Annotated in this window: 14 protein-coding genes and 2 pseudogenes; 8 read left to right on the forward strand and 8 right to left on the reverse strand. The window is 44.7% G+C overall.

Annotation, left to right across the window (positions count from 1 at the left end; all coding sequences use genetic code 11):
- The first annotated feature begins 5 nt into the window (after positions 1 to 5).
- Positions 6 to 713, forward strand: coding sequence for a hypothetical protein (locus QUA10_RS02975; protein ID WP_333080972.1), 708 nt, complete (start codon positions 6 to 8; stop codon positions 711 to 713).
- A 122-nt stretch (positions 714 to 835) separates the two neighbouring features.
- Here the strand turns inward: QUA10_RS02975 and QUA10_RS02980 are convergent, their stop codons facing one another.
- Positions 836 to 1,717, reverse strand: a complete 882-nt coding sequence (locus tag QUA10_RS02980; RefSeq protein WP_333086165.1) for an SAM-dependent methyltransferase — start codon at positions 1,715 to 1,717, stop codon at positions 836 to 838.
- 99 nt (positions 1,718 to 1,816) lie between these two features.
- Positions 1,817 to 3,382: an ABC transporter permease subunit gene (locus tag QUA10_RS02985; protein ID WP_333080974.1), complete on the reverse strand. Its 1,566-nt coding sequence runs from the start codon at positions 3,380 to 3,382 to the stop codon at positions 1,817 to 1,819.
- A 251-nt stretch (positions 3,383 to 3,633) separates the two neighbouring features.
- Between QUA10_RS02985 and QUA10_RS02990 the strand changes: the two genes are divergently transcribed.
- The 3 genes and pseudogenes from QUA10_RS02990 (at position 3,634) to QUA10_RS03000 (ending at position 6,894) form a co-directional block, all read left to right on the forward strand.
- Positions 3,634 to 4,206, forward strand: coding sequence for a Uma2 family endonuclease (locus tag QUA10_RS02990; protein WP_333080975.1), 573 nt, complete (start codon positions 3,634 to 3,636; stop codon positions 4,204 to 4,206).
- A 410-nt stretch (positions 4,207 to 4,616) separates the two neighbouring features.
- A pseudogene (locus QUA10_RS02995) lies at positions 4,617 to 4,856 on the forward strand (IS1 family transposase); the annotation flags it as partial.
- Between the two features lie 391 nt (positions 4,857 to 5,247).
- Complete coding sequence (locus QUA10_RS03000; protein WP_333080976.1) at positions 5,248 to 6,894, forward strand: glycosyltransferase family 39 protein; 1,647 nt, start codon at positions 5,248 to 5,250, stop codon at positions 6,892 to 6,894.
- A gap of 938 nt (positions 6,895 to 7,832) precedes the next feature.
- On the opposite strand, the gene QUA10_RS03005 is transcribed toward QUA10_RS03000, so the two are convergent.
- From QUA10_RS03005 to QUA10_RS03020, 4 genes are all read right to left on the reverse strand, one after another.
- Complete coding sequence (locus tag QUA10_RS03005) at positions 7,833 to 9,029, reverse strand: branched-chain amino acid ABC transporter permease (protein WP_333080977.1); 1,197 nt, start codon at positions 9,027 to 9,029, stop codon at positions 7,833 to 7,835.
- 108 nt (positions 9,030 to 9,137) lie between these two features.
- The gene (locus QUA10_RS03010; protein ID WP_333086166.1) at positions 9,138 to 10,499 is read right to left on the reverse strand and encodes a branched-chain amino acid ABC transporter substrate-binding protein; all 1,362 of its coding nucleotides are present in this window, start codon (positions 10,497 to 10,499) and stop codon (positions 9,138 to 9,140) included.
- A 321-nt stretch (positions 10,500 to 10,820) separates the two neighbouring features.
- On the reverse strand, positions 10,821 to 11,048 hold the full coding sequence (locus QUA10_RS03015; protein WP_333080980.1) for a hypothetical protein: 228 nt from the start codon (positions 11,046 to 11,048) through the stop codon (positions 10,821 to 10,823).
- The gene (locus QUA10_RS03020; protein WP_333080981.1) at positions 11,041 to 11,295 is read right to left on the reverse strand and encodes a hypothetical protein; all 255 of its coding nucleotides are present in this window, start codon (positions 11,293 to 11,295) and stop codon (positions 11,041 to 11,043) included. The genes QUA10_RS03015 and QUA10_RS03020 overlap by 8 nt, the downstream gene beginning before the upstream one ends.
- Before the next feature lie 165 nt (positions 11,296 to 11,460).
- On the opposite strand from QUA10_RS03020, the gene QUA10_RS03025 reads away from it, so the two are divergent.
- The 4 genes and pseudogenes from QUA10_RS03025 to QUA10_RS03040 all read left to right on the forward strand — a co-directional run bounded on the left by QUA10_RS03025 (position 11,461) and on the right by QUA10_RS03040 (position 14,446).
- Positions 11,461 to 11,736 carry a nucleotidyltransferase domain-containing protein gene (locus QUA10_RS03025; protein ID WP_333080983.1) on the forward strand — a complete coding sequence of 92 codons (276 nt, stop codon included), beginning with the start codon at positions 11,461 to 11,463 and terminating at the stop codon, positions 11,734 to 11,736.
- A gap of 48 nt (positions 11,737 to 11,784) precedes the next feature.
- Positions 11,785 to 12,141 (forward strand): HepT-like ribonuclease domain-containing protein, encoded by a 357-nt coding sequence (locus QUA10_RS03030; RefSeq protein WP_333080984.1) that lies wholly within the window; start codon positions 11,785 to 11,787, stop codon positions 12,139 to 12,141.
- Positions 12,142 to 12,304: 163 nt separating this feature from the next.
- A pseudogene (locus QUA10_RS29055) lies at positions 12,305 to 13,629 on the forward strand (IS4 family transposase).
- A gap of 370 nt (positions 13,630 to 13,999) precedes the next feature.
- Entirely contained in the window at positions 14,000 to 14,446 is a 447-nt protein-coding gene (locus QUA10_RS03040; protein WP_333080986.1) for a hypothetical protein, read from the forward strand.
- Between the two features lie 225 nt (positions 14,447 to 14,671).
- Here QUA10_RS03040 and QUA10_RS03045 read toward each other — a convergent pair whose 3' ends face one another.
- The gene (locus tag QUA10_RS03045; protein ID WP_333080987.1) at positions 14,672 to 15,226 is read right to left on the reverse strand and encodes a cyclic nucleotide-binding domain-containing protein; all 555 of its coding nucleotides are present in this window, start codon (positions 15,224 to 15,226) and stop codon (positions 14,672 to 14,674) included.
- A 329-nt stretch (positions 15,227 to 15,555) separates the two neighbouring features.
- Positions 15,556 to 16,539, reverse strand: a complete 984-nt coding sequence (locus QUA10_RS03050) for a DUF1517 domain-containing protein (protein ID WP_333080988.1) — start codon at positions 16,537 to 16,539, stop codon at positions 15,556 to 15,558.
- Positions 16,540 to 16,764: the final 225 nt, after the last annotated feature.

Below are 16,764 nucleotides of genomic sequence, written 5' to 3' on the forward strand. Positions count from 1 at the left end.
ACAATATGCTGATCGAAAACTCCCATGAATTGAGAGATTTGTCTCAAAAGCTAATTAATCTTCGGAAGTATGCAGAGCATTATCAAGGGTTTCAATCTAGACAAAAACAGATCGAGCAAGCTGTTACTGGAACTCTACCTCTTGTGCAATCTTTAAGAGCTTTTCGCGAAAGAGGAATGGCCAATTTTGATTTAACTCAAAAGGCTGACAGTTTACTGAAATTTATTGCTAATGTTGAGGCAAAATTTCAGGAAGATCGTGAGTGGATTATAGACAATGAAAATTTTAACAACAAAAATTTTACTTATACGGTAAATCAATTACAAAAGTCTCTGAAAGAGGAATTGAGTCAAGCTTGGGGGCTGTACCGAACTGAAAAGATGCCGAACACGAATAAGGAAGTCCTGAATGTGCTGGATAAAGTTTCGGCATTTAAGCCAACTATCCAACGAATTAGAAATTTAGATTTGCAAATTCGGGAGTCTAACTCAATACCCCAAAGCAGTGAGGATTTTGATAAAGTCGATCGGCTAATTGAGGAATTAAAGCAGTGCTGGGATGGCTTAAATGCTGATGAGGTTCCTGAAGCAGTGCTTCGTTTTCTGAGAGTGGCTGCTAATGAGGGTGCTACCCGGGGACTTTTAACGCCAGAGGTAGAATATTGGTTGACTAAATACCGTCTGATTGATTCTTTACGAATTCGCTTGACCTAATAAATGGTTTGCGATTGTCCAAGAAATCACTGACGCACCCTCCTGCATTTTCTAGCGTACAGACAAAGTGCGATCGTCTTTGTTGCGGTAAGGTGCGTCAGTAGCAAATTGTGTTAGTTTAGTCAAATCTCTTGACTGACGCACCCTACTGCATTTTCTAAGGTACAAACAAAATAGAACTTAAAAAGATTAGATTCTAGCGAACGGCGAGGGCGATATTGTGCGTGTAAATCAGCAGTCGAAAAGTTTTCAATAACTTTGAGATTTAGTTCGTCAGCCAAAGTTGCAATCTTTTCAAACCCAGTAATCCAGGGTGCATACATACTTTCGTATTTATCTATGTAATCATTGATATCTTGGTAGCCCGTCGTTCTCAAAATCACCTTTTCCGACATATAATCAAAGGACAATCGGAAATTATGAACATTGTCACGAATTTGTTCTAACACAAATATTACATCTTTTTTCTCAAGCAAGGTTGTGTTGCCTTCCCACAAAAAATAGGTCGGTCGAGTGAAATCAAATTCACTCTGTTTCAGCAAGGAGATTAAACCGTCTTTTACGTAATCGCCGGGAAGATAGCGAACATTAGCAGTAACTTTGTTCAATTTGAGAGTTTCTTCTTTTAATTGAAGAGTCGCCTGGTCGTCTATTTCAAAATAAGTCACTCCTTCTCCATTAATTCTAGCAGCGCGAGTATCCAAACCCGAACCTAAAATAACTACTTGCTTGCAACCTCCTAAAATGTGATTTGACAAAACATCATCAAAATATTTAGTCCGCAACTTAACCATTTCTTTAGCCGCAGGAGAGTTTTGTGCTATTTGGCTAGCTACTTTTTTTGTTTCCTCATTCAGCCATATTTTTACTACATGATCAGTGTAGAGAGGAGTTGCCTCTTCATTCTCTTCGGCTCTAAATTCCGCAACGATAAAAGCAGTACCAGTTACATTCTTCATGGCTAATCTTTCACCCTTACTAAGTAGTTGGTTACAAATAAACATTAGATGAGGACGGGGGTGTTTATACCCCTAAACTCCCTTGCATCCTAGATTATTAGCTAAACCTGCCTACAAAATACTATGGTTTTTGCCCTTACCTATTTATTGACTTCTCGCATCGGCTAAAGACTCATTGCTCGCTTCAGCATCCGAATGCAGTTCAGCTTGGTGTATCTTATCAGGAATCAGCCCCTCTGGCCGCACGAGCATCATGACAACAAGAGTTAGGCCGAATAGAAATAAGCGCATTTGAATCGGGTCTAAACTGGTGGCCAGAAAGTCTCGCAACTGGGGAATTGCAATCCTGGGGAGTACAAAAGTATTCAGAAAACCCTTGAGGACTTGCGCTAATTGTGGCAGATAAAGCCGATCGGCAGACATGATAATGATAGCGCCCAAAATCACCCCCGTCATGTTCCCCAAACCGCCTAAAATCACCATACACAGGATGATTACCGACACAGAGAAATCGAAAACGCTGGGAAAAATTGCGCTGATATAGGCGGCGTAAAATGCGCCTGCAAAGCCCGAAAACGTCGCTCCCATCGCAAAAGCCGAAAGTTTGGTTTTGACCAGGTTAATGCCCATCGCACTAGCGGCTAATTCATCTTCGCGCATGGCATTCCACGCCCTGCCCAAGCGGGAATCTCGCAGCCGCGAAATCATGAAGTAAGCGAAGACAACTAGCAGTAAAATTAGGTAGTACCAGGGAAAGTAGTTGCCGGTGCTGAAAGTGCCGACGATGGGGAGAGATGGACGCCCGATCGGGTTTATTCCCGCTTCGCCGCCAGTGAGGTTAAAAGGTTGATCGCACCCAACCAGACACAGCACTAACTCGGGTTTTCCCAAAACAGCCGCAACAATCTTCGAGACTGGTTCGTCAATCCGAATCGCGGTTAAATTCCTAAAGACAACCGGGATAATTTCGCCAAAACCGAGGGTAACAATAGCCAAATAATCGCCCTTGAGCCGCAGTGTGGGAATACCCAGGATTACGCCCGCGATCGCAGCTACACCGGCCGCGATCGGCAATACCACCCAAAAATTCCAAGCAATATTTAACTGCCCAGAAGATAGCAAAGCCGTCGTGTAAGCGCCGATCGCAAAAAACGCCGCATATCCCAAATCCAACAAACCCGCAAAACCCACAGTAATATTCAAACCCAGCGCCAGCATAATAAAGATTTGAATCTGTACTACAGTAGCAATCCAGCCAGTCTGAGCCTGAATGTCGATAAACGGAAACAGAATTAGAATAAAAGCTAATGTCACCAGAGTTGCCAGCCGCTGGCGTTCTCCCTGCAAACCCTGCAAAGCACCCATTAACGTAGCGGTCAAAATTGCGATCGTCAAACTGCAAATCCCGTACAGCAGCGTAGTCGGCAAAGCCACAGCCGATTGACCAGAAAAAGGTCTAATCACAACCCCTTCTACCACACTCGCAACTAACAGCCAAACTCCCAATCCTAATCCCGCTAAACTGCCAATAGTCGCGCCCATTTTCGGGCTGTAAACCTTCTGCTCCCGACAGCTAATAAAACCCGCCGCCGTACCCATCAGCCAGCCGATCACGGTGCCACTCCAACCGCCGAATAACAAAACAGTCAAAGAGGCGATTGCCCCTAAAATACCAGTCGATTTAATTGCTTTAATTATTTTTTTTGACATAGGAACAAGTTATGAGTCATTAGTCAGTAGTTAGAGGAAAGAATGCTAGCAATCGCAGTTTATAGATGCGACTGACGCGGGCAGTGCCAAATTCTGCATCAATGAATGTGATAGACTGCTTATAGTGGAAACGGTCGATCGGGCTAGCTACAGTTTAGAGTCTTTTGAGTTCGATTATTGCACCAAAAGTGACGAAACTTCAAATATACTGGAACTGTTACCCCAACACACTTCAAACGGGCGATCGCTATATGGTACAAGCACCTCAAAAAACTATCACCCTCGACGAGTTTTTGCAACTCCCAGAAACCAAACCCGCTAGCGAATACATCAAAGGTGCGATCGTCCAAAAACCTATGCCGCAAGGAAAACACAGCAAACTACAAGGCAGACTCGTAACAGTCACCAACGACATCGCAGAGAAACCGCAAATTGCCCTAGCCCTACCAGAACTTCGCTGCACCTTTGGCGGACGTTCTATTGTCCCCGATGTCGCGATTTTTGTTTGGAATCGCATTCCCCTCGACGCTGACGGCGAAATTGCCAATACATTTAATGCTCACCCAGACTGGACAATAGAAATATTGTCCCCAGCCCAAAGCCAAACCAAAGTCACAAACAATATTTTGCACTGTTTGAATGCCGGTTGTCAGATGGGTTGGTTGCTCGATCCCGATGAAAAAAACATTTTAGCCTATCCCGCAAGGCAGCAGCCTATTTCCTTGCAAGAACCAACAGATATACTTCCGATGCCCAAATTTATGCCGGAAATGCAGTTGACTTTAGGCGAAGTTTTTGGCTGGCTAAAACCAGGTAATATTTAATTGGGTGTACAGTATTCCACTCAATTGAGTAGCGCTATGTTCTACTGGGCAATAAAACTTCAATGGTGCCCATCGCCCCATTAAGTATTTTTTCAGTAATAGGAAGATGACGGCGAACGCTGACTATTTTTTGTCCTTAACATATAATAGTTTAAGGTAGCGTTGCTGAATATAGCGATTCTAAATAAATTGTGTAATTTTTGTAGGGGCAAACCCCCCGTGGTTGCCCCGATCCGTGGGGGGTAGGCACGGGGGCACTACCCCTACATATTTTTACAACTGATTTAGGATTGCTATAGAGGTATCATAAGTGCGTTCAACGGATGTTTTGGCTACCCCATTTGCCTCGCTTTCTGCGCAATTGGAAGGATGCTCTCGATAGAGAACCGGAACATCTTATAACTTAAAATACCGACGGTTGGAGCGTCTATCCAGGATTTATTTCCCCCGGATCTCAGATTGTCGGCAAAACTTACATAACAAGGGTGGAAGGGGAGAACACCCGGTTACCACACTATCTAGCCAGACTGCATCGCCAGACGCCTTGTTACTCTAAACAATTACAAATGCTGACATACTCAATTCGCTTGCTATTGCATCCACTATTTCAAGTTTCGAGATGCGCCCCTTCATATCTGATCCATACCTAATTTCAGCAACGCGTTTTTTCACTCTTTCCCTAGGCTTGAGCATATCTAATTTCAGTAAAGCCGGTTTTCTCTAACTGCGATCGCTTGGGGAGAATCCTTCAGATACATGATAAAACTGTTGACTCTTCCTATTTCTATTTGGCACTTATAAATAGGAATTTTCAAGCACAACTCGAAATCAGACAATAAAAAAATTACGCAGGAGAGAACCTGCAACCTTTTGGGGGAGCAGGCTGTGAAGGCTCCCCCTCTGTGCTGGTTAGCTTACTCCACTTGACCAAGATATCTTCCAAGGTGTAAGGTTAGTTAGCTAGCGCTGCCCTTGTCTAGGTTCTACTACCTTACTGCGTAGCTTTACAGGTCAGATATTTTTTATATCATCAGAGCCAAGATGAAAATTCCAATTTATAGGAACACCACTTATCTCCTTATCTCAATTATGGTAGTGGCTGCTATTGTGCGATTGATTCATATCAATCAGCCATTTATTGATAGCTTTAGTTGGCGTCAGTCAAGCACAGCCATGATGGCCGAAAATTTCTATCGCAGAAATGGGAATATCTTCTACCCTGAAGTTAGCTGGGATGGGCCAGGGCCTAGCTATAATGGACGCGAATTTCAAACAGTTACTTATATTACAGCCCTTCTCTATACTGTATTGGGACAGCATGATTGGGTGGGACGCAGCGTCGTTGTCCTGTTTAGCTTGTGGGGAATATTTGCCTTCTATCAGTTAGTTTCTCGTATTTGGGATCGAGATCGCGCTCTTATGAGTGCTGCAATTATCGCAATTTTTCCAGGAAATATATGTCTGGATCGGTCTTTCCTTCCAGACCCGGCAATGGTTGCATTAGTTGTCACAAGTTTCTGGATGCTGATTGCTTACCTACAAACTGACCGCTGGTATTATTTATTACTTGCCACCCTCTTTGCAATTTGGGGCTTTTTAACCAAACTACCAGGTTTAATCATTGGCATTCCGATGCTCTATACAATATTTGTTGTCCTGGGTCATCGAGGATTACTGCGCCCGAAAAAGCTCATAGTAATTGGAGTAGCTGCCATTTCCATCCTCCTCCCAGTAGCTGCCTATTATTTGTGGGCGAGGCATATTTCTCTCACCTATCCGCCTTACCACTTTGCTGGCAGCGGGAACTGGCTCTGGGATCCTCCTTCACGTGAATGGTGGCAACAAAAATATTTCTTTCCTCAACTATATAATTATCTTTATCGCTGGCTTTGGACATATCCCATTATGATCCTTGTGGCTATTGGTTTCTTCCTTCCTCCTGATTATAAACTTCCTACCCAGGAATCAGAAGAGCAGTCAAGTAATGTAGCTGTACCAGTACCAGGGATGTTTCATTGGTGGATACTTGCTTTTGCCATTTATTACTTCATTGGCGCTCAAGAGCTCGTCCTAAATCCCTCTAACTTAAATATTATCAACCCAGCCGCCGCAGCTCTAGCAGGAAATGGTTTGATAGCACTTGCTTCATTCGCCAAGCGAATTGGAGGTTCATCTTCAGCATTAGCACTCATAGTGGCAATACTACTAATCATTTCTGGAATTAGTTATAGACAGTTAAACCGATGGTGCTATTCTAATTGGGCAAAAGATGGTTACGAACTAGGGAGAGCTTTGCAGCAAATAACTCAACCAAGTGACCTTCTTGTTACTATAGCTAATCGTGGAGGTGGCGATCCCGTAGCTATCTATTATAGTCGCCGACGTGGCTGGGTTTTTCCTCCTGCTATTTATTGGGGTTTGCCTCCTTCTAGTCCTCAAGAGAGCAAGAAAAAGAATAGTATTTATTGGAAATATCCCATGACAGATGATACTTTAATTGCCATCTTGGAAGATTTGATTGCCAAGGGAGCAGATTGGATGGGAATTGTTAAATATGACAATAATCAAATTGCAAAAGATAACCCTAAATTAGTTGCATACATTCAAAAAACATTGGAACTCTATCAAGAAACACCCAACTGGGTTATTTATCGAATTCCTCCCAAACTTAAAACAACCAACCGCTAGAACCATGAGACTTTGGGGGCTTCTTTGTCGGGAGTAGATTGTTGAGATGGCATGAGTGAGTGGGCCACTGGACAATCCATATAAGCTGTTGTGCATTTAAACTGTGATACAAGCATTACCCCTGAGGGGGTGACAACAAGAGTCAAAACCTTGAGAGAATCAAGGACATAGCCATCATACCCTCTGAAAAAATCGTAGTTTATTGCGCCTAATTCCGATTAATGAGCGTAATAATTTCTTGACTTGCATTCCATGCCAACTCCCTCCGCTTCGCGGAACCCAACATTGACCATATAATCCAATTCAAAAACTACTAGGGCGACGTGTCGATCGCCCGTATTCAGTTAACTTAGCCACATATTTTAGAAGTCCCATTGCCTTGATTTTTTGACCTTGAATCACAGCACAACTTTAAGCAATGCCTATCAATAATATCAAATTGCTGATGGGTTGACAATCCCGTCAGGGCGCGACAGTTAAAAAATGGTGTAATTTGTGCTAAATTACTCCGACGGCGTTTGTCGCCATCTGCGAGAGGTTTTTTCGCTCCTGATCTCCCAATAATCCGCCTAAATAGTTCCTAAACTCCTGTTTTTGGGCTTGATGACCAAAGATATCGTCAAATCTTTGACACCATCTATCAAAGCAGGGGGCATCGCGGTCTGACAGATGTAGGTTTTTTGGTAAAAGCCTTATCCGATAAGAGTTTGAGATTTTAGCAAGGCAAAAGCCTAAAACCCTTGCACTGTCGTTTGTTTGCAGGGTTTAGCAAGGGAAAACCTACACATGTCAGGGCATCGCGGCGGGGGTCGTCTCTTTCATTGCTCATTCTTTAACAACGTTATATGCTTGCTCTTCAAGCATTAGAACTCATTTAGCTCGTATTTTTTGTTTAAGTCCCGATAAGTATCTCTTGCCATTATTTAAACCCAGCAATTTCAAACCTTCTCCTGAACATTTTCGCCCAACAAACCCCCTGGCCGAAAAGCCAAAATCACCACCAAAACCCCAAACACCCAAGCATTAGTCCAGCGACTCGACAAATACTGATCGCTCAAAGACGACAGCAACCCAATCAAAACCCCTCCTAACATCGCCCCCACAATATTGCCAATTCCCCCCAAAACCGCCGCCGTAAAAGCCCTCAAACCCGCCGTAAACCCCATCGTAAAAACAATAGTATTGTTGTACAGACCAACCAGAATCCCAGCCGAACCCGCCAAAGCTCCCCCAATCAAAAAAGTCAGAGCAATAATCTGATCCACATTAATGCCCATAATTTTAGCAGCATCGCGGCTTTGAGCCGTTGCCCGCATCGCCTTTCCCAGACGAGTGTACTGGACAAAAACATGAAGCAAAACCATCAATACCACAGCAACCACCAACACAATTAAATCTTTCGTAGTAAATACAATACTCGTTTGAATTCCCAAAGCTTTGAAAATATCAACTCGCGGCAACAAATCGGGAAAACTTTTCGGCGCAGCAGAATTAGAACCCATCACCGGAATAAAAGCTTTCAATCCTCCCCAAAACAGCCCCATATTTTGGAAAATAAAAGAAACTCCAATCGCTGAAATTAAAGGAGCCAAACGGGGAGCATTTCGCAAAGGCCGATAAGCGTACTTTTCCACAACAATATTGAGTCCAGCACAAAATACCGAACATACAATTAAAGCAACTAACATCACCGGTATAGCAATAGCCAAAGGTGCGCCATCTTGCATCCCAAAAGCCCCGAACACGGTTAGGGAAGCAAAAGCACCCAACATATACAAGTCGCCGTGAGCAAAATTGATTAACTCAATAATGCCATAAACCATAGTGTAACCCAAAGCAATAATTGCAATCAGCGCGCCGTTGACCAGACCAACTAATAATTGTTGGATAAAAACTTCAGGATTGCTGACTATTTCTCCAACAATTTTTGGCAGGTCAAATCCTGCGATCGGCCCTAATAGCAAAACTATATAAACTACACCTAGATATAATAGAATACTTTTCCAGTTCTTCATGTTTTTGAGTAATTGGGAATTGGGAATTGGGAATTGGGAATTGGGCATCGAGAATCGAGAATCGGGAAGTGGGAATTGGGCATCGGGCATGGGACATTGGAGGGAGAAGGAAAAAGGCATAATTTTTATTATCCCTTCTTCCTTCTTCCTTCTTCCTGATATCCGTTACATCCGTTATAAAATCCGTTATAAAGTCCGTTGCCGAACTTCCCTCTTCCTCCTAATTAATTATTCCGTCTTGAGCGCATTCACGAACTCCCACTTGCCACCTTTAACAACATTTCCTGACATTGTAGTCAAGCTCGTATCGCCGTTGGTGTCAAAACTCCAAGTCCCGAGTACCCCGTTAAAATCTTTAGTTGCCAAGACAGCTTCGCGGATAGCAGCACGGTCATTTTTGCAAACTTTATTAATTGCGCCGATCGCAACTTTAGCAGCTTCATAGGCGTAAGCTGCATAAGCTTCCGGTTCAGCATTATATTTTGCCTTGTAACTTGTGTACCACTTCGCACCCGCACCAGTCAATTCTTGAGGAGGCAAGCCACCAAAAGTAGCGTAAACTCCTTCGGCATCTTTGCCTGCCGCGTCAATTAAAGCTTGCTCTTTAATGCCGTCGGGCCCCATGAACTTAACTGCATCAGGCGTCATTCCGACATTTCTCATGTCTTTAATTATTTGTCCCGCATTGCTTTGAGTAGTGCCTCCAAGGTAAATCATGTCGGGATTTAAAGCTTTGATTTTATTCATTAACGCCTTATAGTCGCTAGCTTTAATATCAATTCCCTCTCTTCCGAGGACTTGAATTCCCAACTTTTTAGAAGTTGCTTCAAAAACATCAGCGATGCCTTTGCCGTAGAGTTCTTGGTCGTCGAGAATGTAGACTTTTTGCACGCCCAAAGATTTCGCCCAGTTGCCAGCTACAGCACCTTGAAGGTCGTCAGCGGGGACAACGCGGGTGAAATTCCGAGTACCAGCGGGATAATAAACGTTGGGTTCTTTGGCTTCGCCTTTTCCTGGTTTAGTCAGTCCCGGATAAGTGTTGGCCGGACTGATCATGACGATGTTAGCTTGGTTGAGCACTGGAATGGAAAGTTTGGCTGCACCGGAGTTATAGTGACCGATGACGGCAACTACCGAACCGTCAGCCACGGCTTTGTTGGAGTTTGACGTTACTTGGGCTGGGTCCCATTTGCCGGCGGCGGCGGTGGCGTCATCATAAACTTCGTATTGGATTTGGATTTTGCCGTCGCAAGCTTTCGAGTTGGTTTCGGCGAGGGCTTGTTGGATGCCGTTGACCATTGTTTGAGCTTGACCTAGGGCGCTGCCTGTCATGGGCAGCATGGAGACAATTTTGACAGTATTTGGGTCGCCGGGGCTGCTGACTGCGACGGGAGTGGCTGCGGGACTGCTTCCGGGGCTGCCTCCGGGAGTTGTGGCGGTGGGTGCTTCAGGATTTTGACAGCTAGCGCACAGAGAGGCTATTCCGGCGGCAAAAAGTAATTTCCGTAATCCTGCGGCGGTGAGATTCTGTGTTGAGTTGATTTTTGGGGGTGTGGCACTTTTGCCGCCTGACTTCTGGGAAAAGTTCATAGGTTGGTTTGTTTGTTGCTTGCGTTTTTGCATATTTTTCACTCTAGTCAGTATTATGTAGTCAAGAGTTAGCACAAGTTTAAAAAATTTGTGTCAACTCTCAAAGATACACTGCTGCCGCAAGAAGGTCGGGACTTGGGCCATATATGATATCAATGTCGGCGATATCCAAAGTTTAGACTTGAAAAATGTCTTATTCGCCTGGTTCTGCGTGGTATTGTGCGATCGCAGTTTGGATTTCCTCGGCCGAGACGTTTGCTTGTTCTGATTTCGAGTAAATCAGGTGTAAAACAACCTGAGTCGGTGATTCAACTTGATAAATCAAACGATAGCCACCGCTCTTACCAACTTGGGCATCACTGTTTTTGGCCCGGACTTTGTAAACGGTGTATGGGTGCCTGTAATCTGGTTTCCGATGAAGTTTCCTTGGATAATCTGATCGAGGACGGGCTTAACATCGGTTTGAATTTGGCGATACCTTTTAGCGAGTCCTTTGAGGCGACATTTGAAGAGTGCCGTGAATTTGAGTTGGACTGGCATATCAGACATTGATGCCGTCCCAGAGCTGATCGATGGGGAAGGTTTGTCCCGCTTTGACTTGGTGGAGGGAGGCTTTCAGGTCAGCGAGGATTTTGTCGTTGGAGTCGGTGTCTGAGTCAAAATCCGAGTCGAAGTCTGGGGCGAGCGCGGTCTGTGTCCGACTGGTCAAAAATTCCAGGAATGTCAGGGTTTGCTCTAAAAGCGATTCAGGAGTCCGTTCGATCGCTTCTAGAAGGCGTTGTTTTATCGGCGACATAAGATGACCTCTCAATCTAGCTCCTCTCATCTTATCAGTAAGTGTAGTAAATTTTGTTTGCATCGAAAACTTAAATGTGTCTGGGATGCTCAAGTGTGGTAAATTAGCGGCTGCTATAGCAATGCTTGGATTCTCTGAATTTTGTAGTCTGAGGTTGACTCGCCCATGATTGAGTTACAAGCGGATTTACAATATGTAGTGAGCGATCACCTAAAAGTTTCTTTAGATGAGATCGCGCAATTTTGCCAGCGCTGGAACATTGTCGAGTTTGCCCTGTTTGGCTCGGTGCTGCGGGATGATTTTCGCCCTGATAGCGATGTGGATGTATTAGTTACTTACGAGTCCTCGCACCGCCTCACGCTGTCTCATTTATTGAGTATGCAGGAAGAGATAGAGGATTTATTTCACCGTTCTGTAGATTTGGTGGAAAAAAGCAGTTAAAAAATCCCTATCGGCGATCGAACATTTTGAAAACGCATCGAGTGATTTATGCCAGCGAACGATCGGGATAGTGCTGCACTTTGGGACATGGCGCAAGCAATCCCTCGGATTCAACAGTTTACTGCTGATGCTTATTACGACACTTACCTGGAAAGTGTTTTTATGCAAAGTGCCGTAGAGCGGCAGTTGGGGATTTTGGGCGAAGCAGCTCGCAGATTTTTGATCGAGTTTCAGCAGTTTCATCCCGAAATTGATTGGCGAAATGCGATTAACTTACACAATATTTTAGTTCACCGTTATGACCAAGTGAGACCAGAAGTTATGTGGAATATTGTTACAAGTGTTTTGCCTGGTTTACTGGTGCAATTAGAGGCATTACTGCCACCGTTACCTGATGATACTTGATATCATGCCTGGTCAAATTCCTCCGCTTAGCGCTTGAGGGCGATCGATCCGGTTCTTAGTGAGGAATTTAGTCCAATGGCACTGAAAAAGTGAGCCCCAAAAAATCTGTAAGGCAATATCTACATAGATAATTGCCTGACCAACCACAATATCTCTCTCAATTATGCCAAATCGTGCGTGCATTCTTAAACAACAATTTTTGCCGAGCGTTGCCTCACCTTGGGAGAAGCTGCTGCCAGATTCGTTAGTCCAGGAGCTTCTAGCGAACGAGAAAATCACCTACGACCAAAGCATCTACACACCGATAGTCACATTGTGGGTGATGATATCCCAGGTACTCGCTCCCGACAAAAGTTTGAGTGGGGGCCGTGAAGCGGATGAGTACGTGGCTCAGTGCCGCCGGAGTCCAGCCTCCTTCTTCTGATACCGGGGCAGACAGTAAAGCTCGTCAGCGACTACCAGATAAACTCGTTCAACAGTTAGTACCCATAGTCGCAGAGGAAGAGAGAAAAGCAAGTTCTCATATAACAACAATGGTGTGGACGACGGGTGCGGGTACTAGATGGGACAACAGTGTTGATGAATCATACTGCTGCTAATCAAGCCGAGTATCCGCAACACAGCAATCAAAAAGCTGGGTGTGGATGAACCGTCGCTAAAATAGTGGTACTCTTTTGATTGCTCACGCTTGGCTGTAGTATCCGCTGGCATAGCTGACGCAGGCGAGCAGTGAGATTGTGCTCAGCCGTTTGATTGATGCAAATTTAATCCCCGACGATGTGATATTGCCAGAGCAAACTTATGGTAATTATGTCGATTTAGTTGTGGTGAAACAGCCAGGATAAGATGCTGTTTTCCGTAGAAATCATTTCCGTAAAACTGACTTAAGAGCGGGGAAAAAAGTTGGAAATTGGCGCTCATAAAGTCGTCGAGAATCAGTCCCAACAGTGTCCCAACCACATGAATTTAGAGGAATTCCAGGCATGAACGTCTAGTTTCAGCGTCCGGGAAGTATGGCGAATTAAGCGCCGTGGCTTCAGAGCTGAGCCTATCATTGTAGTGACGATATTGGTGGATACCAAACGCTATACTGTTGAAAACTTGACTTGTTTATCTGGGTTTCGTTGGTCGGCAGCAGCAGTTAATTGACGCTATCTCAAAACCACGTTAAAAATGGAGATGTTAACAGCTAAAACTCCGGTGATGGTGAGAAAATAAATCTGGACATACTGATTAGCTTACACTTGATTACGTACCATTATGTGGCAGGCTGTATCTTGGTCAGAAAATACAGTTTTTCAACTCTCATTCCAATCAACCAGGCAGCAGTTTAATCTGTTATTGATGCTGTTGGCAACTACAGGAAAACGCCAACAGCGACAATGGCGTCAATTACTTTTGGAACAGGTGGCAACTAATTTACTCACGATTCGACCTGAGCATTCTGAATCTAGTGTTTAGAAACCCAGGCTGAAACCGTATCCTTGAATGCAGGAACCTCGCTCTGTCTTAAAAGCTAAACGGAGGGCGTGATTAAGCCTTTTTCTGTGCCATTGGACTTTAGTCATGATAAAAATCTTCTGAAGACCAAAGTCCTCACTACAAACCCCTTGATTAGAGGTAATTGACCTGAAGGGATATTATCTGTCTTTAGATAGATGTCAAAGAGTAAGAAAATGTGAAAATTTCAATAAAAAGAGAAATTTATCAGTCTTGAGGAAGACTCACTAAATGTATGGGAGATCGCAGCAATTTCTCGCAAACTATAACCAAAGATAGTTTGTTAATGAGTTAGCTTACACTTATTATTTAAACATAAGCCAAAGACCTTTTTGAAAAGATAACTCAGGAATAAATCATGACTAATCGCCAACCAATACCCCCCAAAAAAGAAGTTAGCAAATCAACACCTGCCGACGAACAAATCGAAGCCAATATGGAAGCCCCCCACTACGACAGGGGCATTACTCCTGCTGAGACAGCAGCGCGGCAAGAACGGGAAGGTGCTAACTTCATGCACACAACCACCGAAGGGAAGCAGAAAAGTGCAAAAACTGATGACCAAACCGATGACGAAAGCATTCACACTACAGATGGTTATACAGTAGACAAAGAAGGTCTGGTTAACAATTACGCGGTCGAACCGGAAATGTACATCAACGAACCGGGCGATTTGAGAGCAAAAGAAGAAGCCGAAGCTGCAGAACGCGCTCGAATTCTCGCAGAAATCAAAGATAAAAAAGGCGAAGAAGGAAAACTGACAATGGATGCAGACACCCGCGGCAAAGGGCCGGGCATTATCTAGATTGTCTAGTTGGTAGTTGCATTTGGGCGCACGAGGTTGCAACGGCAAAGCACAGGGGCGGGTTTTTATAGTTTCGGCAATTATCGATCGATATTTCCGGTACGACCCGCCCCTATTTTGTTTTGCACATCTGTTTTTTGAGTTGAGAAGTTACATCGTACATCTCTCAATGACCGTATCAATCGGCAAGTTTTCAGACCCAGCTTAAAAACGCCTTAAAATTCCTTAAGCTTTAACATTTTCCCTCAGCCAATTAAACTTAGCCTCAGCTAGCGCCAAATTTTCCATAACGTTAGGATTGATATCCTCTCGTTCAAATTCTGGTTGATCTAATTCTAGATTGCGACCATATTCTATATGTCGGATCGTACCGCGCATTCTGTCTGCCAGACACAGTGAAATTCCATAATAAAACCGGGATGCAAAGCCCATATCGTTTTGAAGTTTGATGACTAACTGCCGCCTAGGAATTGCCAGCAAGTGAGTTTCTTCGATCGCCTTCACCGTTGCCAAAGGAGGGCGAGCATCAATGAAAGAGACTTCTCCCACCAGTTCTCCGCTGGCTATTTTAGCGAGTTCTCTAGTCCGCTCAGCCTCGATTAAAACGCTCAAACTCCCCTTCAAAACAATGTAGAGCGCATCTATCTGTCTCCCTTCATAGATCAAAATCCCGCCCGGATCTAGAACTTCCTTTTTGCCTTTTTGGACGATCCAGTTGATATCGTCATTATTTAACTGGCTCAAAATAAAAAGTGCTTTTTTTCTGCTGCTGTCGGCCATAAGTTTTAGCTCTCGATCGCTTCTTATTTATATAAAATTTAGATGACGCGCGATCGCAACTTCTTCCGAAGCAGCCCTCGCTTAATACATTTTTTTTATCCTGCCTAAATTCTTCGCAAAACCCATATCGGGAAGGCTTTGCCAATAGCAGATAAATCACGCTGAAACATAATCTCTCAATACTAGCATTTGTTAAACAATCTTTTTTAACTCGATCAACCTCCCCAACATCCCGCGAAATTCCCGTCTCAAAAGCAATGGGGTTCACCCGCCCAGCTTGGCTGCAGGATGGGGCGCGGCAGATAATGCTCCGCGCCCAGTCTTGCTCACTAAATCGATCGCAAATCAGGATAGCCGGCCAACATATCGTCAGCAGTCAGAGTGTCCCCGTTGGCTTGAGGAGTCCACAGCACCTCAACCGCCAGCAACTGCTCGCTCGATACTCCCCCAATCTGACGCAAAGCTTGGCGCAAATCTTCAGAGTTTTTCACTGCTGGCAATTGCAATTTACCTTGAGTACCGACAATCACCGTCACCACAATAAATTCCCCAGGATCTGAATTCAAATCAGAAGCAACTAGCGCCCCATTTTCCTGCAAACCTGGCAGGATATTGCTGCTCCCTGCTTGCCGGAGCTGATTGTTATAATTCGAGAGCGTTTCTTCAGTAAATTTGCTGCGTTCTGCCAAAGAAAATTGATTAAACTTAGCTTCGGCTGCTTCCAAGCGAGTTTGCACAGATTCAGCGCCCGCGTAAGCCCAGTATTCAGGATGCCGCAGCAGCGCCAGAGTAGATTCTTGCAGCACTTGAGCACGACCTGCTGCGGTATCGGTATCCGCTTTTAGTGCTAGGGAGTCGAGTTCGGCTTGCAAACCGCGGGCCTCTGCTAGCAAACCAACTTGCAAGCGGGCGACAGATACAGTGGTAGTGGAAGCGCTGTTGCCGAGTTCGTCAGTTCCGCCCCCGGCGCGACGGAAGCTTTGGACAAGGAAATTAGCGATCGAGATAAAAATCAAAATCGAGAACAGGCCGCCAAACCCGCCCCCAAAGCCAAAAAACGGCAGCAAGAACGGGAAACCGAAGCCACCGCCAAAGCCGCCGCCCGGGTAGTAGCCTCCTCCCGACGGCGCGTAAGTGCGACTCGGGGATGAGTAACTGCGCGCTGGAGCACTAAAAGATCCGCCACCGATGCGTCCTCCGCTGCGGGCAGCCAGAGCTCCATCAGCGTTACCGAGGGCTAGCGTCAGTACCAGACCGATCGCAAATAGTGATTTCAAAAGCGGTTTGATCTTTGAAATTAGTTGCTTGTACATAAGACCGTTACTATTCGATACATTTATAATTTACAGTCTATCCTCGCTTCTGGGCAGCCTGGTTATAGGTATGAAGCCAGCGAGATATCCGTACCAACCCATCCAACCATAGTTAGGCCTGAGTCTGCAAACGAGAAAACCTAGAAAGGACTGGCATTCCTGACTACGAACAATGGACATCGCGGGTTTTACAGAAGTTTACTTATGTAAAGGGCGATCGGCCAA

The organism is Microcoleus sp. Pol8_D6, from assembly GCF_036700965.1.
Classification (GTDB): Bacteria; Cyanobacteriota; Cyanobacteriia; order Cyanobacteriales; family Microcoleaceae; genus Microcoleus.